Source organism: Serratia plymuthica NBRC 102599, from assembly GCF_001590925.1.
Classification (GTDB): domain Bacteria; phylum Pseudomonadota; class Gammaproteobacteria; order Enterobacterales; family Enterobacteriaceae; genus Serratia; species Serratia plymuthica.
In genome coordinates, this window is sequence record NZ_BCTU01000019.1 from 25,687 (window position 1) to 50,900 (window position 25,214).

Below are 25,214 nucleotides of genomic sequence, written 5' to 3' on the forward strand. Positions count from 1 at the left end.
TATCCCCGTCAAGAAAAGCAAAGGAAGGATGGCAAATGTCTGTTTCCGCAGTATTTGAGCAGTCTGTAAATCGTGATCCGCAGCAGGTCGCCATTAGTCAGGGCGAAACGCGGGTAACCTATCAACAGCTATTGCAACGGGTCACCGCATTGAGCGCCGCGCTGCGTCGGCAGCCGGGTAGCCCCTTTACGCTGGTGCTGTTGGAGGAAGGGGCCGCGCTGGTGACGGCGGCGCTCGCGATTATGCATGCGGGGCAGGCATTTGTTCCTTTATCGCCGACGTTGCCTCGGCAGCGACTGGAAACCCTGTTGGCGCAGTTCCCCGATGCGCGGTTGATCTCGACGTCGCACGGGCTGGCTTCGGTTCGCCATCTTACCGACCGGCTGAACGTTGTCGAGGTGGATGAGCTGGGCGTGCCCGCGCTGTCCACCGGCGAGCCCCTTCCCTTAGCGCCGACGCGAACGCAGCCGTTGGCCTACGTCTATTTCACTTCCGGCTCCACCGGCATACCCAAAGCGGTGCTGGGGCGCAGTGACAGCCTGCTGCATTTTATCGAGTGGGAGAGCCGGGAACTGGCTATCACGCCGGACGATCGCGTCAGTATGCTGACGTCGCAGATGTTCGATCCTTTTTTGCGCGACATGCTGCTGCCTTTGCTCAATGGCGCCACCCTGTGTATTCCGCCGTCCCGCGAACTGATCCACACGCCCGCCGCGCTGCTGGCCTGGATGCAGGCGCAGCGGATTACCGTCACCCACCAGATCCCCTCGTTGCTGCAGGTTTTGCTGGAGTATCCCGATGCGGCGCAGCGGCTGCACGATGTGCGCTATGTGCTGCTGGCGGGCGAGATGCTGAAAGGTTCGCTGGTGGCGCGCTTTTATCAGAACGGCCCGGCAAACGCCCAGCTCCTCAACCTTTACGGCCCGACGGAAACCACGCTGGCTAAGCTGTTTTATCGCGTAACGCCGGCCGATGCCGCGCGCGCGGGCGTGCCCGTAGGGCGGCCCATTCCCGGCGCGAGCATCAGCGTGATTGATGAAAGCGGCAATCCTGTCGCCGATGGCGAAAGCGGTGAGGTCATCATTATTACGCCGTGGATGAGCGCCGGTTATCGGCAGCCCGCCGCCTCCGACGCCTTTTTCACCGACGAGCGCGGCACGAAAATGTACCGTACGGGCGACGTGGGTCGCCTGACGGCCACCGGCGATCTGGAACTGCTGGGGCGCAACGATTTTCAGTTGAAGATCAACGGACAGCGCGTGGAGACGGCAGAAATTGAAACGCTGCTAGAGCGCCATCCGGCGGTGCAGCAGGCTGCTGTCGTCGCCTTTGCGCAGTCGCAGCAACGGGTGGCGTTCATTACCCTGAAAAGCGAACTGAATCAGGCGTCAACCGAGCTGCGCGACTATCTGGCCGCGTCGTTGCCCGCCGCGCTGTTGCCGACCGATTTCAGCATCCTCGAGCTCTTTCCCCGCCTGCCTAACGGCAAGCTTGACCGCAAAGCGCTGCCTCAGCCTGCGCCGCGCCGAAGCGCCCCGCTGGCCGCGGCGCAGCAGCCCCACGCCGGTGAGGAGCAGAAGCTGGCGGCGATCTGGCAGCGTCTGCTGCCGGTGAACGCGGTCGGGCGCGATGACGACTTTTTCGCCCTCGGCGGGAATTCCCTGCTGGCGATGCGCATGATCGCCTGCGTGCGCGCCGAACTGGACCGGGAGCTTGAGTTCGCCGCTCTGCTGGCGCAACCGACGCTGGCGGGCTGCGCACAAGCGCTGCGCCAGGCCGAGCAAGATAGCGTGCAGACGCAAAGCAGCGTCACGCTCAGCGATGAGCAGCAGGGCATGTGGTTAATTCAGCAACAGGCTCCCGAATCGCCCGTATGGCAGTTGGCCTACCGTGCCGAATGGCAGGGGCCGCTGAACATTGAGCTGTTGCAGCAGGCGTTGAATCAGGCGCTGCGTCGTCATGACGCGCTGCGGACCCGCTTTACCCCGTATCAAGACGGCGTGACGGCGCAGATCGCCGAACAGGTTGTCGTGGATATCGACCGGCAGGATTTTGGCGCGCAAGGCAGTGAAGCGCGGGGAGCGGCGGAGGGTTGGTTGGCACAGTTAGCCGCGCGACCGTTCAATCTTGCTCAGGCGCCGCTGTTGCGCATCGCTTGTGCGCAGGTGCAGCCGCACCGGACGCTTATCGCTCTGGTGTGTCATCACATTATCGCGGATGCGGAGTCCGTGGCGCTGCTGTGGCGACAGATGTTGGCGGATTATGGCCGTCTGCTGGCGGGCAAAACGCTGACGCCGGTTGCAGCGACCTCCTGCCAGACAGTCCACGCACGCCGCCAGCAGCAGCGTAGCGCGGGGCCGCGAGGCGAAGCGCTGCGAGCCTGGTGGCGACAGCAACTGGCGGGGCCGCTGCCGTTGCTGCAGCTGCCTTATGATTTTCCCGTCCCGGCGGTGCGCAGCTACTGCGGCGGCCGTATTCCTTTCCACTTGGCCCAGGCGACCGCAGATGCGCTGGCGGCGCTGGCTGTGCGTCACGGCGTTACGCCTTACGTGGCGTTATTGACGGCCTACACCGCTTTTATGGCGCGCTATACCCGCCAGCAGGATCTGACGATAGGTACGCCGATCAGCTCACGCCATGCGCTGGATAACGAGCAGGCATTCGGCCTGTTGTTCAATGTGGTGGCGTTGCGTCAGACCGTGGATTTGCATCAGCCGTTTAGCCGGTTGATGCGGCAGGTTGCCGCCGGCTTTATCGCGGCCGTTGCCCATCAGGATTTGCCGTTTGGTCAGGTGCTTACGGCGCTGGAGGAGGCGCGTCATCCGGGCATTTCCCCGCTGTTTCAGACGCTGTTCGTCTGGCAGCAGAAACCGGATGCGGCAACCCGCCTGGGCCAGAGCAGCGTCTCGGCGTTGCAGGCGGTGGATCGCGGCAGCGCCACTTATGAACTGACGCTGGAGATGTGGCCCGACGAGGCGGGCATCGCAGGCCAGTTTGAATATGCCGACGATCGCTTCCTGCCGGACACCATTGCCCGTATGGCGGCCAACTTTACGACTTTTGTCGAGCACTGCATCGCGGACAGCGAAGAGGCGGTGGGGCGTCTGCCGCTGCTTTCCGAAGCGGAGCGTCGGCAAATCCGGCAGTGGAACCAGACGGCGCAACCTTTCAGCAGCGATATCGGCATTCATCAGATGTTCGAGCGGCAGGTGGCGCGCACGCCGGACGCGCCTGCGTTGGAGTTTCTCGATGAGGTGCTGAGTTATCGCGAACTGGACGCGCGCGCCAACCAGCTCGCCCACTGGCTCATCGCGCAGGGGGTTGGGGTGGACGTCGCGGTCGGGCTGTGTATCGAGCGTTCGCTTTCGCTGGTGATTGGCTTCCTGGCCATCCTTAAGGCGGGCGGCGTCTATGTCCCGATCGATCCGGACTACCCGCAGGAGCGCAGCGATTATGTGATTGCCGATTCCGGGCTGCAGTTGATGCTGACGCAGGCGCAGTTTGTCGACCGCTTCACCCGTGCCGCGCAGCACATAACGCTGTTCACTGTCGAAGCGCTGGAGCCGCAGTTGAACGGCTTGCCGACCCTGGCCCCGGCGCCGCGCGCCGGCGCCGACAACACCGCCTATATCATCTATACCTCCGGCTCCACGGGCCAGCCTAAGGGCGTGCCCATTCGTCATCGCGGCGTGTGTAATCTGGCGGAAACCGAAGTGGCGCTGTTGGATATGCAGCCCCCTGGCCGGGTGTTGCAGTTTGCTTCGTTCAGCTTCGATACGTCGGTCTGGGAAATCGTCATGACCCTGTGCTCCGGCTGTACGTTGCTGATGGCGCCGCGCCTCTCGCTGCTGCCCGGACCGGATCTGCTGGAGCAACTGGAGCAGCGCCGAGTCAGTCACGTCACGCTGCCGGCCTCGGCGCTGGCGGCATTACCGGAGGCTCCGTTGCCGGATCTGCGCGTGCTGATCGTGGCGGGCGAAGCCTGCGGACTCGATCTGCTGCAAAAATGGGGCAAAAACCGCCGTTTCATTAACTCTTATGGCCCCACGGAAACGACCGTCAGCGCTACCAATGCCGAGCTGACGCCGGCCGACAGCCGTGTGCATATTGGCCGCCCGGTGCATAACACCCAGGTATGGATCCTGGATGAGTTCCGTGAGCCGCTTCCCGTGGGCGTCGTCGGAGAGCTGTGTATTGGCGGCGTCGGCGTTTCACAGGGCTATTTGAACCAGCCCGCTCTGACCGCCGATCGCTTTATCGCCGATCCCTTCAGCGCGACGCCTGAGGCGCGGCTCTATCTCACCGGCGACCTCGCCTGCTATCGCAGCGACGGCAATATTGATTACCTGGGACGCATCGATAACCAGGTGAAAATCCGTGGTTATCGCGTTGAGCTGGGCGAGATTGAGACCGCGTTGCGTCGCCATCCCGCCGTGGCGGATGCGGTCACCCTGGTGCGCGAGGATTACCTGGCCGCCAGCGCCGTCGTCGCTTATGTGTTGCCGCATGCGGGGCAGCAGCCGGATCGGGCTCAGTTGCATGCCTGGCTGGCCGCCACGCTGCCGGAGTTCATGTGCCCCGCCTGCTATGTATTGATGACCGCGTTTCCTCGCCTGCCGAACAATAAAATCGATCGTAAGCGTTTTCCGACGCCGCAACCCGATGCCGTGGCGAACGCGCCAGGCGAGGCGCCGAAGGGCCGGGCGGAGCAGGCGATTGCCGCCGTCTGGAGCCGGGTGCTGGGGATCGAGGGCATCGGCCGCGACGACTCCTTCTTCGCGCTGGGCGGACATTCGCTACTGGCGGCGCGGGCAGTGGCGCTGCTGGCCGCTGAGCACCAACTGCATTTGCGCGTCAGCGACATCTTTACCCGTCGCACTCCGCGCCAGTTGGCGCTCTGCGCAGGAGAAACCCAGGCGGACAGCGCGCTGTGCAGGCAGCCGGCGCTGAAAGAGGCGCCGCTGAGTTTCGCTCAGCAGCGTATCTGGTTCCTTGAGCAGCTTCATCCCGACGGCAACAGCTACATTACGGGGGAAATCAAAACCTTTACCGCGCCGACGGTGACCCCCGAGCGCCTGAGCGCGGCGCTGGACGCGCTGTTCCGTCATTTCCCCTTGCTGAATACCCGCCTGCGCGCCGACGGCGCCGTACCCCATCAGTATTGGTCTGACGCTCCCGTTGAGTTTACGGCTGAAGGCGTCGACGATGACGCGTGGCACGCCCGTGTGCAACAGCGCGCGGCCGCGCTGATGAGCGAGCCCTTTACGCTGCTCGCGGCGCCGCTCTATCGTCTGTGCTTTATCCATTCCCTGCAGGGACAGAGCGCGCTGATCTTCTGCGTACATCACCTTCTGGTCGATGAACACACGCTGTCGCTGATAGACCAGAGTCTGACACTGTTGATTGACGATCCGCAGGCGACATGCACCGCGCCTGCCGTCAGCTATTTGCAGTATGCCGCGTGGGAACGCAGCACCTCGCATCAGGAGGGGCTTGATTGGTGGCGCGAAGTGTTCCTTACGCCACCGCCGGTCATCGCCCTGCCGCAGCGTCCGCAGCCCGATGAAACGGACTGGCGGGCGGCTTATCAGACGTTGACGTTGCCCCTGCCGCTGACCGAAGCGCTGCGCCAACTGGCGCGGCAGCAGGACACCACGCTGTTTACCCTGCTGCTGTCGACGTTCCAACTGCTGCTGCAGCGTTACAGCGGCGAAAACGATTTAACTATCGGCCTGCCGGTGTCGCTGCGCGACAGCGACACCTTGCAAAGTCTGCCGGGGTTGCTGCTCAATACGCTGGCGTTTCGTCAGACCCTGGACACCAGCCAGCCTTTCGCCACTTTTCTTGCCGCCAGCGAGGCGGCGCTGCGTGAAGCGCTGGCTCATAAAGAGACGCCCTTCGAGCAGGTGGTTAATGCGGTATTGCCGGCGGAGGGGCGCGCTACGTCCCCGTTGTTCCGCATTATGTTCGTTTATAACGCCTCACCGGATGAGCGCAGAGAGGGGGCCGAAGCGCGGCTCAGTAGCCAGACACTCAACGCGCCGGACGCCAAGTTTGATCTGACGCTGTTTGTGCAGGAAACGGCGACGCAGTTGACGCTGAATATTGAGTATCGCCCGTCGCTCTATAGCGCCGAGGCTATCGAGGCTCTTGCCGCGTCCTACGGTCGCCTGCTGGCGAGTTTGAGCCGTCGGCCGCAGTTGCCTGCCTGTCGGCTGGATATGCTGTCGGAGGCAGAGCACCGCCATTTGCTCGATACCCTCAGCGCAGGTCCACACCGTGCGGCTGCGCCGCTGTTGCAACAACGTTTCGAACAGCAGGCGCGGGCGACTCCGCAGGCCACGGCGTTGGCCTGGGGCGAACGGCAGATGAGTTATCAGCAGCTCAATCAGCAGGCCAATCGGTTGGCGCATCTGCTGGCGGGGCTGGATATCGGGCCTGGCGCGCGCGTGGCGGTGCTGCTGCCGCGTTCCCCTGCGCTGGTCTGCGCGATCCTCGCGACGGTCAAAAGCGGGGCGGCCTGGGTGCCGGTGGATATCGCTTATCCGGCGGAGCGCATCCGTTACATGCTCGACGATGCACGCGTGGCGCGCGTCATCACCACGCGCGAACAGGCTCTGCGGCTGGAACTGACCGAGCAGCAGACGATGTTGTTGACGCCGGAGATGACGACAGACGGCGACGTCGGCATGGCTGACCCGGCGCAGGGCGCCGTTGCGGACGATCCCGCTTATGTGCTCTATACCTCCGGCACCACCGGCGCGCCGAAAGGCGTGGTCATTCCCCATCGCGCGCTCGCCAATTACCTGCAGCATGCCTGCGATAACTACGATTGCGCGCAGGGACGCGGCAACACGCTGCACGCCTCCATCTCGTTCGATGCCACTCTGACCAGCCTGTTCCTGCCGCTGTTGAGCGGTAAAACGCTGTTTATTCTGCCCGATGAAGAGGATGTCCCCGCGCTGGTGTCGGCCTGGAAGCAACTTTCCGGCATGACAATGGCGAAGATAACGCCTTCTCATCTTGAACTGCTCAGCCAGCAGATTCCCCCTGCGGCGGCCGGCCATGCGGCAACGCTGGTCATCGGCGGCGAAAACCTGGCGGGCGCCGCAGTGCGCTTCTGGCGTGAACATGCGCCTCAGGTCTCGATCGTGAATGAATATGGGCCGACGGAAACCACCGTCGGGTGCTGCGTCTATGCGCTGGCTGCGGGCGAATGCGCCGTCTCGGGCGCGGTTCCGATTGGGCGGCCGATTGCCAATATGCGCATTTTCCTGCTGGATGAACACCGGCAACTGACGCCGCCGGGGGGCGTAGGGGAGATCTATATCGGCGGGGCGGGTGTGGCGCTGGGCTATTTTAACCGCCCGGAACTGACCGCCAGCCGTTTTATTGACGATCCCTTTGCCGCCGAACCCGGCGAGCGGCTCTACCGTACCGGCGATCTGGCCCGCTGGTTGCCGGATGGCAATCTGCTCTATCTCGGCCGCCGGGATAATCAGGTGAAGCTGCGTGGGCACCGCATTGAGCTCGAAGAGGTTGAAGCGCAACTGGTCGCGTGCGAGGGCGTCAGTCAGGCTGCGACAGGTATTCGTCAGGTCAACGGGCGTCCTCACCTGGTGGCCTATGTGGCCCTGGCCAAGGGGGCGGCAACGCTGGATAGCGTGCGTCAGCAGATAGCGCGCCGTCTGCCGGAAATCATGCGCCCGACCCAGTGGCTATTGCTGCCGTCCATTCCCCTGACCGGCAACGGTAAAGTCGATCGCGCCTGGCTGGCCGCACAACCGCTGCCGGTGACGGTCGCGCTCTGCTTCCGGGCGGCGGAGAGTGAGACGGAGCGGCAACTGGCGGCTATCTGGCAAAAGGTGCTGGGAGGCGAAACGCCAGGGATGGATGACGACTTCTTTGCCCTGGGCGGCGACTCCATTCTTAGTCTGCAAATCGTCTTCCTCGCTCGCGAGGCGGGGCTGCGCGTTCAGGCGCGTATGCTGTTTGATTATCCGACGATCGCCAGCCTCGCCAGCGTGGTGGAGCCACTGGCATCCGCGCCGACGCAAGCACGCCCGCCCATGCAGGCTTATAAGTTGCTGCCTGCCCAGCGCTGGTTCTTCGCGCTGGGCTCGGAAAACGCACATCACTACAACCAATCTTACCTCTGGCGGTTGGACGCGCAGGTCAATTTGCCGCAGCTGGAACGGGCGCTGCGCGGGGTTTTGCAGCAGCATGAAGGATTGCGCGCCCGCTTCAGCGCAGCCGATGCGCCGGCCACTATCGCCGCCCTGACGGACGCACCGCTGCTGCGTGAAACGCGCCTTGGCGCGCCTCACGACGACGAGGCGGCGGTTATCGCCTGGGCCGGAGCGCGGCAGTCGCAGCTGGACATTGCCCAAGGGCCGGTGTTCAGCGCCGATGTTATCCGTGCGGCATCCGCCGATTACCTGCTGTTAAGCGTTCACCACCTGGTGGTGGATGGCGTCTCCTGGCGCATTATTATCAGCGATCTCAGCCGTGCGTATCAGGCGCTGGCACGGGGCGAAGCACTGCCCTGCGAGCCGGCGACGGCTTCGCTGGCGGAATGGGGCGCATGGTTGCAGCAGGTCGTCGATCCCGTTTCGGCTGCCGATGAGCACCGCTATTGGGAAACGCAGCGGCATGCCGGCGCCGCTATTCCGGTAGACAGCGGCACGCGTGCGCTGCCTGGCCGTACGGGAGAAATGCGCAAGGTTCAGATTACGCTGGATCGCGCGGCCACCCAGGCGTTGGTGCGTCAAACCGGGCGGGCTTATCACACCCATGTCGGCGATCTGCTGCTGGCGGCGCTGGCGCAGACGCTAAGCGAATGGACCGGCAGCCGCCAACTGCGTATCGATTTCGAAGGGCACGGGCGCGATGACGAGCCGGATGCGCCGGATGTCAGCCGTACTGTGGGCTGGTTTACCGCTATTTACCCGATCCTGCTGCAATTGCCGTCGACGGGATCGTGGGGAGATCTGATCCAGGACGTCAAAGAGGCGCAGCGTCGGGTGCCCCACGGCGGCGTGGGTTACGGCATGCTGTATGACGCCGCGGCACAGGCAGCGGAGGTCTGCTTCAATTATCTTGGGCAGTTCGACGGCGATTTCCATCAGCCTCCGCTGAGCGGCGTGGCCGATCTGCTGATGGTGCACCGTTATGCGCCGGAAAACCGTCGTGGTTGGGCGCTGGAGGTGGACAGCTACATCGATGAGGGCGAACTGGTCATCGTCTGGAGCTACAACCCGAACAGTTGGCGGGCGGAGACCATCGCCGCGCAGACGGACGCGATGAAAAAGCATCTCGATGCGCTGATCGCCCACTGCCAGGCGCAAGCGCGCACGACCTGGACGCCGTCCGATTTTCCTCTCGCAGGCCTGAGCCGGGCATCGCTGTTGCAACTGCAGCAGCGTCATTCGCAGATTGTGGATATTTATCCTCTTACGCCGACTCAGGAGGGGATGCTTTACCATTCGCTGGCCGACAGCGATGCAAGGCTCTATCACGAGCAGATCTGTTTTGATCTTGCGCGCGGGGTCGATCTTGCTCGCCTGCAACAGGCGTGGACGCAGGTGATCGCCGCCTGCCCGGCGCTGCGTACCACCTTCGATCTGAACGCCGAAGTCGGGCCGCTGCAACTGGTGCATCAGCAGATGCCTGACGCCTGGCGCGTGGTGGATTATCGCTCGCCGCAGGAGGAGGACATCACGGCGCTGTGGCGTGCGGACCGGGAGCAGGGGTTCGATCTGCATCAGGGGCCGCTGTTCCGCATCACCGTGCTGCTCGCGCAGGATAGCGTGCAGATGCTGTTCAGCCATCACCACGCCATTCTGGACGGCTGGTCGGTGACCCTGCTGCTGGCGCAGGTGGCTGCGGCCTATCATCAGACACCGCCGCCGTCTTCGGCACCGGCATTCAGGCACTATATCCAGTGGCTGCGCCGTTCCCGCGCCGGCAGCCAGGCGCACTGGCAGCAACGGCTGGCCGGCCTCAGCACCGCGACGCCGTTGCCGGCCGCTTATCCGGGGCGTACGCCGTCTCAGCAACGCCAGCGGCAGGATTTTCAACTGGATGTCGCCCTTTCCGCGCAACTGGCCAGCTTTGGTCGCCGTCATCGCCTGACCATCAGTACGCTGGTGCAGGGCGCCTGGGCGCTGCTGCTGCAACGCTACAGCGGTTCGACGGAGAGCCTGTTCGGCGTCACCCTTTCTGGTCGCCATGCCGATCTCAGCGGTATTGAGCGCATGGTCGGTTTGCTTATCGGCACGGTGCCGATGCGGGCGAGCGTCCAGCCGGACGTTCGCGTGGTCGACTGGCTGCATGCGCTCCAGCGTCAGCAACTGGAAAATGAGCGCTTTAGCGACATTTCGCTGGCGGAGCTGAAGCACAGTTGCGGGCTGGCCGGTTGGCCGACGCTGTTTGATACCCTGGTGGTCTTTGAGAACTACCCGCAGCAGGAGAATAACGGGCTATTCAGTTTCACGGCGGCCCAGGAGAGCACCAACTATCCGTTAACGCTGGTGGCTTCGTTTGGCACGGCCCTGAGCGGGGCGCTGGTGTATGACGACGGGCTTTACTCTCCGCACACAGCCGGCCAGTTGACGCAGCACCTGCTGCATATATTGCAGCAATGGATAGACGCGGATGACCGGCGGCTGTCGGAGATCTCTCTGCTGGACGCCTCGGGAAATGCGGCTCTGCTCAAAGGGCTGCAAGGGCCGGTTCTGCCGCTGCCTGCGGGCGGCGTTTACGCGCTGTTTGCCCAGCGCGCCGCAGCCATGGGCGACCATATCGCGGTGATTGAAGGCGAGCTGAGCCTGACCTATGACAGCTTGCGGCAGCGTGCCGAGCAGATCAGCGCCCGTCTGCATCAGCGCGGACTGCGCGCCGGGGATCGCGTCGCGCTGTTTTTGCCTCGCGGCGTGGCGTATGTCGCGGCGATGCTTGCCGCCAGCCGCATCGGCCTTTGCTATGTGCCGATCGACGCCGCCAGCCCTGCCGAACGCGTCCGTTATCTGCTGTCCGACAGCCAGTGCCCGCTGACCCTCACCCAGCAGACCCTGGCGGGTGCGCTGCCGTCCGATCAGCCTCTGCTGCTGGTTGACGAAGCCTCGCCCGATCTGCCTTTGCCGCCGGAGGTCAGCCAGGGGAACTCACTGGCTTATATCCTGTATACCTCCGGCTCAACCGGCAGGCCGAAAGGCGTCATGATTGAGCACCGCAGCCTGATGAATTATCTCCTCGATGCGTGCCGACGCTATCAGCTACGTGCCGGTATGCAGAGCCTGTTCCATTCGTCGGTGAGCTTTGACGCGACCCTGACCAGCCTCTGGCTGCCGCTGCTGACGGGCGGCACCCTCGTCGCCATCCCCGGTGAGGGCGATTTGCAGGCCATGGCGCGCCACCTGAGCACCTCTTCTGCGGAACAACTGCTGAAAATCACCCCTGTCCATCTCGCGCTGTTGCAGGAGCAACTGGATCCCGCGGCGAAAAGGCGCGTCAGCGCGCTCGTCGTCGGGGGCGAAGCCCTCAATTGCGAAACCGTGCAGCGCTGGCTGCGGGAGGCGCCCGACACTCGCATATACAACGAATATGGTCCGACGGAAACCGTGGTGGGCTGCTGCGTCCATTTGGCGGATGCGGCGCGCGATCGTCAGGGCGCAATGGCGATTGGTCTGCCTATCGCCAATACCCGCCTGCTGGTACTGAACGAGGATCGGTCGCCGACGCCGCCGGGAGCGGAGGGTGAGCTGTATATCGCCGGCGCCGGGCTGGCGCGGGGGTACTGGAACCGGCCTGATTTGACCGAGGAAAAATTCATTACGCTGGATTTGGCCGGGGAAGCCGTACGCGCCTACCGCACAGGCGATCGGGTCGGCCTGATGCCGAACGGCGAACTGATGTATTTCGGCCGCTGCGATCGCCAGCTCAAAGTGCGTGGCTACCGTATCGAGCCGGGTGAGATTGAGGCGCAGCTGATGCGTCATCCTCAGGTGCTGCAGAGTGCCGTCGCCCTGCTGCCCGGGCGCACGCAGGAAGATGCGCAACTGGCGGCCTGGGTCGTGCCGCAGCAGGCGGGGATGGAGAGCGAGGCGCTGCGTGCGTTTCTGGCGCTGACGCTGCCTGGGTACATGATCCCGGGCGCGATCCTGGTGCTGCCCGCGCTGCCGCTGACGTCGAACGGGAAAGTGGACTATGGCGCTCTGCCTCTGCCCGTTCGTCCGCAACATACCGAGCTGCTGGCCCCCGCTACGCCGCTGGAGAGCGCCATTCAGGCTACCTGGGGAGAAATCTTACGCTGCGGGCCGGTCAGCTGCGACCAGAACTTTTTCGCGCTGGGTGGGCATTCGCTGCACGCCCTGAGGGTCGCCGCGCGACTTGAAAATCAACTTAATGTCAGGGTCTCCCTGACCGATCTGCTTAACCATCAGACCGTCCGGCAGTTAGCGGCGGTACTGGCACAACGGACGACGCCGATATCGGAAGAGCGGGCCATCACCCGCGTGTCGCGCCGACAGGAGAGGCCATTGTGATGCACAACCCAGAATACGATAAACCGCAATTTACCGGAGGCGACATGCAGGAAAACCATTTCCAGTTCAGGGCATCGCTGGCGCAAAAGCGTCTGTGGCTGCATGAACAACTGGGACATGATTCAGCAATTTATCACATCAGCACGTTACTGGAGCTGGAAGGGGAGCTGGACGAAACGGCGCTGCAGCAGAGCGTGAATGACCTGGTGGCGCGCCATGAATCTTTCCGCACCGATTTTGTCTGGCAGGATGAGGCGCTCTTTCAGCGCTGTCATGACACCATGACGCTGCCGCTGGAGAAGGTGGATTGGGTCGCGGCGGATGAAGCGGCGTTGCAGGCGCAGCTGAATGCGGCGAGCGAACGCCCGTTCAATTTACAGCAGGCGCCGCTGTCGCGTTTCGTGCTGTTCCGCCGCGGCGCCTGTCACCATATGCTGCTTATCGTGTTGCATCATATTATTTCCGATGGCTGGTCGGCCGGCATTATCAGCCGCGAGTTGGCTTCCTGCTACAACGCCCGGCGTCAGGGACTGGCGGCGGATCTGCCCCCGCTTGACATTCAGTACATCGATTATTCCGAATGGCAGCATCAGCAGCAGGAGGGGGATGACGTCGCCCGCTCCCTGGACTGGTGGCGCGAAAAACTGCGTAACCTTGAACCGATAGATTTGCCCTGCGATCGCCCACGGCCAAATCGGCTCAGCCTGCGCGGAAAAACCCGCTTCTTCTCGCTGCCGCCGGCGCTGGCGCAAACGCTGGGTGAACGCGCCCGCGCACGCAACAGCACGCTTTATTCGCTGTTGCTTAGCGCCTTCTCGTTGATTTTGCATCGTTATAGCGGACAGCGCGACCTGGCCATCGGCTCGCCGGTATCCGGGCGTGGGCGGCTTGAGCTGGAAGGCGTGGTGGGCTTCTTCGTCAATACGCTGGTTTACCGCATCCAGATCGATCCGGAAGAGAGCTTCACCGCCTTGCAGCAAAGCGTTTTCCGCACGGTGGTCGAAGCGCTGGAGCATCAGCAGGTGAGCTTCGATCGGCTGGTTGAAACCCTTAATCCAACGCGCGATCTCAGCTACTCGCCGCTGTTCCAGGTGATGTTTTCCTTTGATGAGAGTGGGCAGCAGGGCTGGACGTTCGATGGCCTACAGGTTAAGCAGCATTCTCTGGCCGGTGAACAGGCAAAATTTGATCTGACGTTGTCGATGGAGAGCCGAGGCCGGCAGCTACAGGGTGCCTTCGAGTACAGCAGCGATCTGTTTGATGACGCCACCATCGCCCAGTTGGAAGCGGATTTCCTGTTCCTGCTCGGTGAAGTGGCCCAGGATGACACCCAGCGGCTGGAGTGCTACCCCTGCATCACCGCGCGCGATCTGCTCAGCGAACGCCCCCATAAACACCCGGTCAGCCAGGCGTTGCATCAGCGTTTCGAATATCAGGCGCAGCGCTATCCAGATGCCGTAGCTGTCGGAACGGGCGGGGGACGCGGGCTGACCTATCAGCAGTTGAACGCGCGGGCGAATCAGCTGGCGCACTACCTGCTGCTGGGCATGCAGGATCGTCCGGCACAAGGCGGCGATCTGGTCGGGATCTGCATGGATCGCGACGAAGCCTTGCCGATCGCCATTCTGGCGGTGCTGAAGGCGGGGATGGCCTATCTCCCCATTGACAGTGGCCACGGGGCGGAGCGCGTCCGCTTCTACGTCGAGGACGCCGGGGTTCGTCAGGTGATCGGCGTCTCGGCGCATCAGTCGCTGTTTGAGGGCTGCGAGGTCGATTATCTGTGCACCGATTGCGAAAGCGGCTTGATCCAGACGATGCCGGAGACCAATCCCGATCGGCCGGTTACGCCCGATGCGCTCGCCTATGTCATCTACACCTCAGGCTCTACCGGCACGCCGAAAGGCGTGGAAATCCCTCATGCCAACGTTATGCGCTTGTTTGCTGCCGGCGAGCGCCATTTTGCCTTCAGCGAGCATGACATATGGACGCTGTTCCACTCCAGCGCCTTTGATTTCTCCGTCTGGGAAATCTGGGGCGCATTGCTGTATGGCGGTCAGCTCAGCGTGGTGCCGTACTGGGTCAGCCGCTCCCCGGAACAGTTCCGGCAGTGGGTAAGCGATGAGCGAGTGACCGTGCTTAACCAGACCCCTTCCGCCTTTGCGCAGTTTATCGCCGCCGATGCGACGGCCCCGGACGCGGCACCGCTGTCGCTGCGCTACGTGATTATGGGCGGTGAAGCGCTGGAACCGGCGACGCTGCTCGGCTGGCTGGCGAAATATGGCGAAGATGCGCCGCAGATTATCAATATGTACGGCATTACCGAAACCACGGTGCACGTCACCTGGCGGCGCATCACGTTGGCGGACGCGCGACAGGGGGGCAAAAGCCCCATCGGCGAGCCGCTGGACGACCTTGAAATCTATCTGCTGGATGCGCAGCGGCGGCCGGTGCCGCCCGGCGTGGTGGGCGAAATGTATGTCGGTGGCGCCGGGGTCGCGCGCGGCTACCTGAATCGTCCCGAACTGACTCGCGAGCGGTTTTTGAATAAAGCCGAGCTGCTGGGTAGCGGCGATGACGATGGTGCGCGTCTCTATCGCAGCGGCGACTTGGCGCGTCGACGTCGCGACGGTTCGCTGGAGTATCTGGGGCGCGCCGATCATCAGGTCAAAATACGGGGTTTTCGCATTGAGCCGGGAGAGATTGAAGCGGCGCTGCAGCGGCTGGATGGCGTGGATCAAGCGGTGGTGATTGCCCGTGCGGACAGCGCCGATCGTCAGATGCGTCTGATTGCCTGGGTCGCCACGCGTGAAAACGGTCTCAAGGTGGAAACGCTGCGCAATGGGCTGCGCCGCACGCTGCCGGATTACATGCTGCCCTCCGCCTTTGTGTTTATGGAGGCGTTGCCGCTAACGGCGAACGGCAAGCTGGACCGGCGCGCGTTGCCGGATCCGCAGGCGCTTCGTCCGCAGTTGGCGAGCGACTATCAGGCGGCGCGCACCGAGACCGAGGCGGCGCTGCTGGCGCTCTGGCGCGACGTGCTGAAGGTGGATGACATCGGCGTTTATGACAACTTCTTTTCGCTGGGCGGCGATTCGTTGCGCGGAGTCCAGGTTGTCGGACGCGGGCGCGAACGGGGGTTGGCGCTGACGCTGGTCAATCTGTTCCAGCATCAGACCGTGGCCGAACTGGCGGCGTTACTGGACGCCGGCAGCGGGCAGGGCGTCGGCGGGCCGATAACCGCTGCGCCATTCAGCCAGATCACGCAGGAAGATCGCGAGCTGTTACCGCCGGAGGTGATTGACGCCTATCCGCTGAGCCGTATGCAGGCGGGCATGTTTTACCATATGAACCTGACGCCGGACGCCAACGTTTACCACTGTACCGGCACCTCGCACTTGCGTATCAACGCCGCCTTCGACGAAGCGGCTTTTAGCCGGGCGGTGGCGGAGACGGTGGCGGCTCACGATGTGTTGCGAACCGGGTTTGATTTCGCACGCTACAGCCAGCCGTTGCAGTTAGTCTGGCCGCAGGCAGAGTTGCCGATCGTAGTGGAGGATCTGCGCCATCTCGACAAGCAACGGCAGGAGGAGCGTATCAGAGCCCTGTTGGATGAAGAACGCCATACACCGTTCGATTTGCACAGACCGACGTTGCTGCGTTTCTTCATTCAACTGCGTTCCCCGCAAAGCTTCCAGTTCACCATGACCGAATGCCACCCGGTATTCGATGGCTGGAGCTATCACACCATGATCGTTGAGGTGTTTAACCGTTATGCCGTGCTGACCGGTGGCAGCCAGTGGCAGCCGCCGTTCAAGCCGCAGCAGGAGTACCGCGACTTTATCGTTCAGGAACAGGCCGCCATCCGGGACGATGCGCAGCGCCGTTACTGGCAGCAAACTCTGGCGGATTGCACCCTTCTCAGGCTGCCTCATCAGGCGCAGGAGGCGACGCCGGGAGTTGCGCCGCGCCTGAAATCGCTCTCGTTTACGCTCGACGATACGGTTTATCAGGGGATGCGCCAATTGATGCAGCAACTGGGCGTGCCGCTAAAAAGCGTGCTGTTGGCAGCCCATATCAAAGTGATGAGCGTGTTCAGCGGTGAACCGGATATCCTGACCGGCATTCCGACCAATGGTCGTCCGGAGGCGGAGGGCGGCGATTGGCTCTACGGCCTCTATCTCAATATTTTGCCGTTCCGCCAGGTGCTGGGCGCGCAAAGCTGGGCGGAAGTGATTCGTCAAACCTTCGCCAACGAATGTGCGGCGATCCCTCATCGCTGCTATCCCCTTGCCGAAATTCAGCGCCACTTTGGCCCTCAGCCGTTGCTGGATGAGGTGCTGTTCAACTATATGGATTTCCATATTTACGATCAGATGACGCCGGCGCTGGGATTGGCCGTGGTGGATAAGCTGAATGTGCAGGATGTCCATGAGGGGACGCACTTTACCCTGAATGCTCATTTCCAGCACAAAACGCTCTCTTCAGCGCTGGCCAGCAATCAGGTGAGCGTCCAGCTGGATTATAACGCCAGGCTGCTGAGCCGGGAGCAGGTGGAGCAAATGGCGGCCTGCTACCAACGCGTCCTTGGCGCGATGGCGGCAGAGCCGCAGGCATTGCACCTTGCCGTCGATTTTGTTCCCGCAGAGCAGCAGCGGCAGTTGGCCGCATTTACGCGCGGGCCGGCAGGCTACGCCGGTACAGAAACCCTGGCGACGCTGTTCGCCCGTCAGGTGGCGCAGCAGCCCGATGCCGATGCGGTAGAATGGGAAACCCAGCGCCTGAGCTATCGCGAACTGGACCGGCAGTCAGACCGGTGGGCGTCCTTGCTGGCGCAGCGCGGCGTGACGCGCGGCAGCCGCGTAGCGCTCTATCTGGGCCGCAGCGTCGGCCTGATTGTTTCAGTGTTGGCGCTCAGCAAACTGGAGGCGGTTTATCTGCCGCTCAATCCGGAAGATCCGCATGCGCGTCTGGTGGAGCAGATAACGGATGCGCGCTGTTGCCTGCTGATCGCGCACCAACCGGAAAGGGCGCTGGCGGCAGAGACCGGCGTGCCGCAGTTGACGGAGAAGGAACTGAGCCAGAGCGATGCCCCGGCGATGCCTTTTGCTGTCGCGCGAGGGGAGAGTTCCCTTCCTCTGTACGTGATGTACACCTCCGGTTCGACCGGCAAAGCCAAAGGGGTGCTTATCGCTCAGCAGGGGGTGATTCGCCTGGTGAAAGAGGTCGGCTATCTCGATTTCACCCATTGCCGCCGCTTTTTGATGCTGGCCGCCGTGAGCTTTGACGCGTCTACGCTGGAAATCTGGGGACCGCTGCTGAACGGGGGCACCATCGTCATCTATCCGCAGGGCCCGGTGGCGATACCGCAACTGGAGACCTTGCTGGTCGGGCAACGGGTAGAGAGCCTGTTTCTCACCACGTCGCTGTTTAACCTGATTGTCGATGAATGCCCGCAGGCATTGCGTGAAGTCCGCCAGGTGATAAGCGGTGGCGAGGCGATGTCGCTGCGTCATGCCGCCCGCATCAGCGGGCTCTATCCGGCGCTGACGCTGATCAATGGCTACGGTCCGACTGAAAACACCACCTTCACCACCAGTTGGCATTATCGCGCGACCGAAAACGGCAGCGTGCCAATCGGCAGGCCCAATGAGGGAAACATTGCCTGGATTCTGGACGCCTTCATGCAGCCGACGCCTCTCGGCACGCCTGGCGAGCTCTATATCGGTGGGCCGGGTCTGGCGCTGGAGTACCTCAATCAGCCCGAACTCTACCAGCAGCGTTTTATCGCGAATCCTTTCGATCCGGAACGATCCGAGCGCCTTTATCGCACGGGCGATCGCGCCCGTTTCCTGGCCGACGGGGCGATCGAATTTTTGGGGCGGATTGACGATCAGTGCAAGATCCGCGGTTTTCGTATCGAGACGGGCGAGATCGAAGCGACGATCGGTCGCCACCCTGACATTGAACGGGCTGCGGTGCAGGTGGTGGAGGAGCCCAGAGGCAAACGCATTGTCGCTTGGCTGGTGATGCAGCCGGAACGTGCTTTCGATGCCGCTGCGCTGCGCACCTGGCTACTCCAGCATCTTCCGCGCTATATGGTTCCGGCCCGCTTCCAGGTGCTGGATGCGTTGCCGCTGACGGCCAACGGCAAGCTGGATACCTCCCGCCTGCGCGCGGAAGATCGCCAACCCGTGCCGACCGACGCGGCTCCGGTGGAACTCACCGATCCCACGGCAAAAGCGATACAGCAGGTCTGGAGCAGGGTGCTGGGCGTGGCCGCGCCAAATCAGCAGGAGAACTTTTTTGACCTGGGCGGCGATTCGTTGCTGCTGGCGCGTGCGCACCTGCGGCTTGCCGCGCTGGGCTATAGCGGGGTGAGCATCGTTGACTTGCTTAACTACCCGACCATTCAGCAACTGGCGGATTACATCAACGGCGGCCAGCGGCAGCCCGACGCCAGCCTTGATGCCATTCAGTTACAGGTGAATGCCGGCCGCAGCCGTCTTGCCGGCTTGCAGCAAAGAAGGAGCGGTAAACAATGAGCAATGCGGAGATGTTAAAGGACGCACTTCCTCAATCCCTGCACGGTTTTGAGATCGCGATTGTGGGTATGGCGGGGTCGTTTCCCGGCGCGGCAGATATTGAGGCTTTCTGGCGAAACATTGCCGCAGGGGTTGAAGCGATACGCGAACTGAGCGATGAGGAACTGGATGAGGCCGGTACGCCGCACGCTGAACGCGAACAGCCGGACTTTGTGCGCCGGGCGGCGTTGCTGGAGGATGCCGAGGCGTTCGACGCCGCTTTCTTCGGCTACTCGCCGCGCGAAGCGCAGGCGATGGATCCGCAGCAGCGGCTGTTTCTGGAAACGGCGTGGCTGGCGCTGGAACATGCCGGTTATGCGCCGGGGAAATTTCCCGGACAGATTGGCGTTTTCGCCAGCGCGTCCAACAGCAGCTACGCCATGAGTTATCTGCTGCGTCATCCCGATATCCAGCGGCATGTGGCGCTGGACGGTCTGTTGTCGGGCAATAATAACGATCTGTTATCCACCCGTGTTGCTTACAAGCTCAACCTGCGTGGCCCGGCGATGACCATCGGAGCCGCCTGTTCCAGTTCGCTGTTGGCGCTGCACGCCGCCTGCCAGTCGCTGCTGGCGGGCGAGTGCGATATGGCGCTGGGTGGCGGCGTGCACGTCGGCTTCCCGTTAAAAAGCGGCTACCGCTATGAAAACAGCGGAATTTTATCGCACGACGGACGCTGCCGCAGCTTCGACGCCGATGCCAGCGGCACGGTGGCGGGCGATGGCGTCGGCGCGGTGGTGCTGAAGCGGTTGCAGGATGCTCTTGATGGCGGCGACAGAATATACGCCATCATTAAAGGCTCGGCAGTCAACAACGACGGCTCCAGCAAACCGGGCTTTACAGCGCCGTCGATCAACGGTCAAACCGAGGTGCTGCGGCGCGCGCTGGTCGCGGCAGACGTGGCCCCGGAAAGCATCGGCTATATTGAAGCGCACGGCACGGCCACGCGGCTTGGCGATCCCATTGAGTTAAAGGCGCTGCTGAATGCTTACGGCAAACAGCGGGGGCCGGATCATCGCTGTGCGGTCGCCTCGGTCAAAGCGAACGTTGGCCATCTCGATTCTGCGGCGGGCGTCACCGGCGTGATCAAAGTGGCGCATATGCTGATGCATCGCTATCTGCCGCCGGCGGTGAATTTTTCCCGGCTGAATACCGAGATCGACCTGCGGGGATCGGCGTTTTATATCCCGCAACAGGGGGAACCCTGGTCCAGCGACCGGCCGCGTCGCGCCGGGGCCAGCGCCTTCGGCATCGGCGGCACCAACGTGCATATGGTGCTTGAGGAGTCGCGCTTTGTCGCCCCCTCCGGGCCGGGACGCCCGCAGCAGTTGCTCTGTTTCTCGGCGCGTTCGGCGGCGGCGCTGCGCGACGGGATGGCGCGTATGCAGGCATGGTTGTCATCCGCAGAGGAGAACGAATCGGAGGGCGAAGCCCTGGCCGATATCGCCTGGACGTTGCAGGTTGGACGCGAGGAGATGAACCATCGCTGCGCGCTGGTCTGTCGCGATCGTCAGCAGGCGCGGGCGGAACTGGCCCACCGGTTGGCCTTGCCCGACGGGGGCAAGGCGATGGCGGATGCGCGGACGATTTTTATGTTCAGCGGTCAGGGATCGCAGTATGCGGGCATGATGCATGATCACTATCAGCAGGAGCCGTTTTTCCGGGATGTGGTGGATGAATGCGCCGGTTTGTTGAAACCGCTGCTGGGACGCGATATTCGTCCGCTGCTGTTTGAAGCCGCCGACGATGCTTCGCTCTCGGCGCTTTATCAAACGCGTTTTACCCAGCCTGCGCTGTTCGTGGTGGAATACGCGCTGAGCCGGCTGCTGATGTCCTGGGGCCTGGCGCCTGCGGCCTGCATCGGGCACAGCATTGGCGAATATGTTGCCGCCTGTCTGGCGGGCGTATTTTCGCTGGAGGACGGACTGCGCATTGTCGTCCGCCGCGCGGCGCTGATGAACGAGATGCCGCCGGGCAAAATGCTGGCGGTTGGCCTGAGCGCCGCAGAGCTGGCGCGCTGGCTGCCGGATGGCGTGTCGCTGGCCAGCGAAAACGCGCCGGAGTTTTGCGTGGCTTCAGGAGAAAGCGAGGCGATTGAAACGCTACAGGCTCTGCTGGATGCCCGCGGCGTCGAGGCGAAACCCCTGCACACCTCGCACGCCTTTCACAGCGCCATGATGGAGGGCTGCTTGGCGGATTTTGAACGTGCTTTTGACGACATCACACTCTCGCCACCTGCGCTGCCGTTTATTTCCTGCGTCACCGGCGATTGGATACGCCCTGAGCAGGCGACCTCTCCGGACTATTGGGTCAGTCAGTTGCGTCAGCCGGTGGCTTTCAGTCAGGGGGTAAAACGCTTGCTGGACGAACCGCAAAACCTGCTGCTGGAAGTGGGGCCGGGCAGTACGCTCACCGGTCTTGCACGTATGCAACTGGACGGTGTCGCTGCCCGGCGCCGGGTGTTTAACGGCGGCGTCGGCGTCAAGCAGCCGCGCGCCGGCCTGCAGACGCTGTTGGCGGCACTGGGCGAGCTATGGTGTCAGGGCGTGGCTGTCGACTGGCCGCGTCTTTATCAACATCAGCAGCGGCGACGCGTGCCGCTGCCCGGCTATGCGTTTCAGCGTCAGCGCTATACGCTGGCGTCATTGGTCAACAGCCAGAGTGCGCCACTCCCGGCGGTCGGCGAGCGTCTGCCGATGGCACAATGGTGTTATCAGTCACGCTGGAAGCAACTGCCGCCGCTGTCGTCAACGCCGGATTCCTGGCGCGGACGGACGGTGGTTCTGTTTATGGATCGGCTGGGCAGCGGTAAACGGCTCGCGCGCATGCTGGAAAATCAGGGCGCGCGCGTCAGGCGCGTCAGTAAAGGAATACGCTTCCGTATCCTGAGATCCGGCAACGCCACCGTCAATCCGCAGCGTCCACAGGATTTTCATCTGCTGGCAGAGTATCTCCGCAGCCAGCAGCAGGCGCCGGACGCGCTGATCCACGGCTGGAGCATCACGCGCAGTCGTGCGCTGTCGGCAAAAAACGCCACCCTTCATTATGAATCGCTGCTGCATATCGCTCGCCATTTTCACCCGGAAAATGACGACGCCCCGTTGGATCTGTTTGTGCTGTCCAATCATCTGCATGCGCTGGCAGGCGATGAGCAGATCGATCCGGGTAAGGCGCTCATCATCGGCCCGAGCCGCATCATTCCGAAAGAGTTCAGCCAGATTCGTTGCAAAAGCATCGATTTCATCCCGCCGTCGCGCTACCGGGGGCTGGCGACTACCCGCGCTTTGTCGACGCTGCTGGCGGAGATGCAGCACACCGATGAGTCTCCGATGGTGGCGCTCCGTGGCGCGCAGCGCTACGCACCGCTGACGGAGCTGGATTGCGGGCAGCAGACTGAACCGCCGTTTAGCTTCTGCGATGGCGGCAATTACCTCATCACCGGGGCATTCGGCGGCATAGGCTCCACCATTGCCGAGAATTTGGCGCGCCGCCATCGTGCCCGGCTGCTGTTTATTGCCCGTGGGGAGCTGCCGCCCGAAGCGGAGTGGGAGAGCTGGCTGGCGCAGCATGATGCCAGCAACGCCAAATCGCGACGCATCGCTTTCTTGCAGCAACTGCAGCAGGCCGGCGCCCAAGTCACGGTGATCAGTGCCGACCTGGCCGATAAGCGCAGCGTCAGTCGCGGTATCGCCGCTTTTACCCAGCGTTATGGCACGCTTAACGGCATATTCCACTGCGCAGGCGTGGCGGACGGCGGTTTGATCCAGAACCGCTCGGCGGACGATTCGCAGCGGGTATTTCAGGCGAAGGTGCAGGGGACGCGCGTGCTGGAAGCCTGCCTGCGCCAGCATGCGCCCGATTTTTTTGTCGTCTGTTCTTCGCTGGCCGCTTTCGTCGGGCCGGTCGGCCAGGTGGCGTACTGTGCGGCTAATGCCTGGCAGGATGCCTGGGCGCTCAACGCTCACCAGCGGCGCGATGCGCGCACCCGTTATCTGGCCATCGGCTGGGATGCCTGGCGCGATGTCGGCATGGCGGTTGACAGCCTGCGGCAGTGGCACGGCGACAGCGGCGAGAAGACGTTGCGTGACGCCATTTCACCCAAGGAGGGATGGACGTTGCTGACGCAACTGCTGGCGCGCAATGGCGGCCATTATCTGATCTCGACCCGCGGTCTGCCGCTGGTCGACAGCGACGCGAATGTGCAGACGGATATCGCCCAGCAGGATCGGGACGGAGAGAGGCTTCAGCCGGCCTTGTTTCCGCGCCCGCCGCTCAGCAGCGAGTATCTGGAGCCGCGCAATGAAACCGAACGTCAAATCACCGCAGCCTGGCAGGAAAAAATGGGTATCGGACCGCTTGGCATTGAGGATGATTTCTTCGAGCTGAACGGCCATTCGCTGATGGCCGTGCAGATCATCGCTCTGATTCGCCAACGGCTGAATGTTTCCCTGCCGGTCGGTTTTATCTATGACCACCCGACAGTGGCTGCGCTGTCGGAGCAGGTTCTTATGCGTTTGCAGGAGCGTCAGCCCGCGGTGGAGGAGGCTAAATGAGTGTTCATAATGACGTTCAGCATGCACGCAACCACTATGGCGACGAGTGGACAAGCGCCGCACCGCAGGAGGGCGTCGTCTATCCGCTGGGTTATGCCCAGCACTGCTTCTGGTTTGTTGCCGCCACCCTCGGGGATACGGCGAATAACCAGAGCTGTATTCAGATTGAGGGAGAACTGCAGCCCGCGTTGCTGGAGCGGGTATTGAGTGGCCTGATTGCCCACCACCCGATATTGCGCAGCGCCATTTCGCGCTGGGCGCCCACGCAGCGTATCCGGCCGGTCGGCGGCTTCGATTTGCCCTTTGCCGATTTGACCGGCGAGCCCCCGGTGCAGGCGCAGCAACACGTCAAGGACGTAGCGCGTCGTTTGCTCGCCGAGCCATTCGATCTCCAGCGGCCGCCGCTGCTGCGCGCTCAGCTTTTTCGCCTGCAACCCCAGCAGCACGTTCTGGTGCTCTGCTTTCCGCATATCGTGGCTGATGGCGCGGCGGTGCATCTCTTCTGTCAGCAGCTCTGGCAGCGCTATCGTCTGCTGGCGCGCGGAGACAAGCTGCCGTTAGCCGGACAGGCAGAGATGCCCTTTACTGCGTTAATCGCCAGTGAACGGGCGCGCTATCGTCGTCATGGCAGCGAAGATCAACGCTTCTGGCGCCGGCATTTGCAGGGCTATCCGTGGGCCACTTTTCCCCAGTGCTATATCAATCAGCAGCAGGCGCACGCCAGCGACCGCTATGTCTCTTTTCCGGCCGACAGCTATGAACGGCTGGAGAGCGTGGCGCGTCAGCATAAGGTGAGCCTGCAGATGGTGCTGTTGGCGCTTATCGGCAGGGTGGTGCGCGAGATGACCGGCGCATCGCGTTTCGCGTTGAATTCCGTGCTGGAAGGGCGTGACCGGCCGGGGAGCGAGTCGCTGATGGCGCCGTTGCTTCGCGTCATGCCTGTCCCCCTGGATATGAACGATGCGCCAACCTTTCCCACGCTGCTGGCCCAGGTGCGGGAAAGGGTGCTGCGCGCCTACGAACATATCGATTGTCCGTGGAGCTTGCCGGTTGGCGTGATGGCCGAACAACGTTGGCGCAACAGCCCGCGTCTGTTAACGCTGTTGATCCGTGCCGTCAGCGGGATCTATACCGCGATCTGCCCGCGTGCAGCCCTCTATCCGCGCTTTCTTGCCGATTTCCTGCTGATGGAGCCGCAGCCGCCGCGCGCCTTGTTCCGGCGCGTTCCGCAAAGCGTCGGTGTCGCAGATCCGATCATCAACATCAATATTCTCCAGGATGCATTTCGGCAGAAAGCGCCGAGCGGCGGGGATGATCCGTTACGCCTGAGCGTCTGGCGGCAACCTGATTCGGCGGATGAGCAAGAGGAGGCGGATAACTGGGAGAACGACTCGATCAATATTTATCTCACCAGTTCGGCGGAGGGAAAACCCGTTTTACATATCACCTGCTGCTGCTTCAACGCTGACGGGATAGAACAATTTATCAATCTGATGCAGCGGGAGCTTAGTGCTGTTGCGTTTGCGGCCTCCTGA

At 62.8% G+C, this 25,214-nt stretch carries 4 protein-coding genes; all 4 read left to right on the forward strand.

What is annotated here, in order from left to right; genetic code table 11:
- The first annotated feature begins 35 nt into the window (after positions 1-35).
- From SPL01S_RS13215 to SPL01S_RS13230, 4 genes are read left to right on the forward strand one after another with little or no spacing between them, the layout of a single operon-like run.
- The gene (locus SPL01S_RS13215; protein WP_063200415.1) at positions 36-12,545 is read left to right on the forward strand and encodes a non-ribosomal peptide synthetase; all 12,510 of its coding nucleotides are present in this window, start codon (positions 36-38) and stop codon (positions 12,543-12,545) included.
- Entirely contained in the window at positions 12,545-19,087 is a 6,543-nt protein-coding gene (locus SPL01S_RS13220; protein ID WP_232245976.1) for a non-ribosomal peptide synthetase, read from the forward strand. Before SPL01S_RS13215 ends, SPL01S_RS13220 begins: the two co-directional genes overlap by 1 nt.
- Positions 19,084-23,679 carry a type I polyketide synthase gene (locus SPL01S_RS13225; protein ID WP_063200421.1) on the forward strand — a complete coding sequence of 1,532 codons (4,596 nt, stop codon included), beginning with the start codon at positions 19,084-19,086 and terminating at the stop codon, positions 23,677-23,679. Before SPL01S_RS13220 ends, SPL01S_RS13225 begins: the two co-directional genes overlap by 4 nt.
- On the forward strand, positions 23,676-25,214 hold the full coding sequence (locus SPL01S_RS13230) for a condensation domain-containing protein (RefSeq protein WP_063200424.1): 1,539 nt from the start codon (positions 23,676-23,678) through the stop codon (positions 25,212-25,214). Before SPL01S_RS13225 ends, SPL01S_RS13230 begins: the two co-directional genes overlap by 4 nt.

Coding starts and splice junctions, on each gene's coding strand:
- SPL01S_RS13220 (WP_232245976.1), top strand. CDS start 12,545: ATGCACAACCCAGAATACGATAAACCGCAATTTACCGGAGGCGACATG.
- SPL01S_RS13230 (WP_063200424.1), top strand. CDS start 23,676: ATGAGTGTTCATAATGACGTTCAGCATGCACGCAACCACTATGGCGAC.
- SPL01S_RS13225 (WP_063200421.1), top strand. CDS start 19,084: ATGAGCAATGCGGAGATGTTAAAGGACGCACTTCCTCAATCCCTGCAC.
- SPL01S_RS13215 (WP_063200415.1), top strand. CDS start 36: ATGTCTGTTTCCGCAGTATTTGAGCAGTCTGTAAATCGTGATCCGCAG.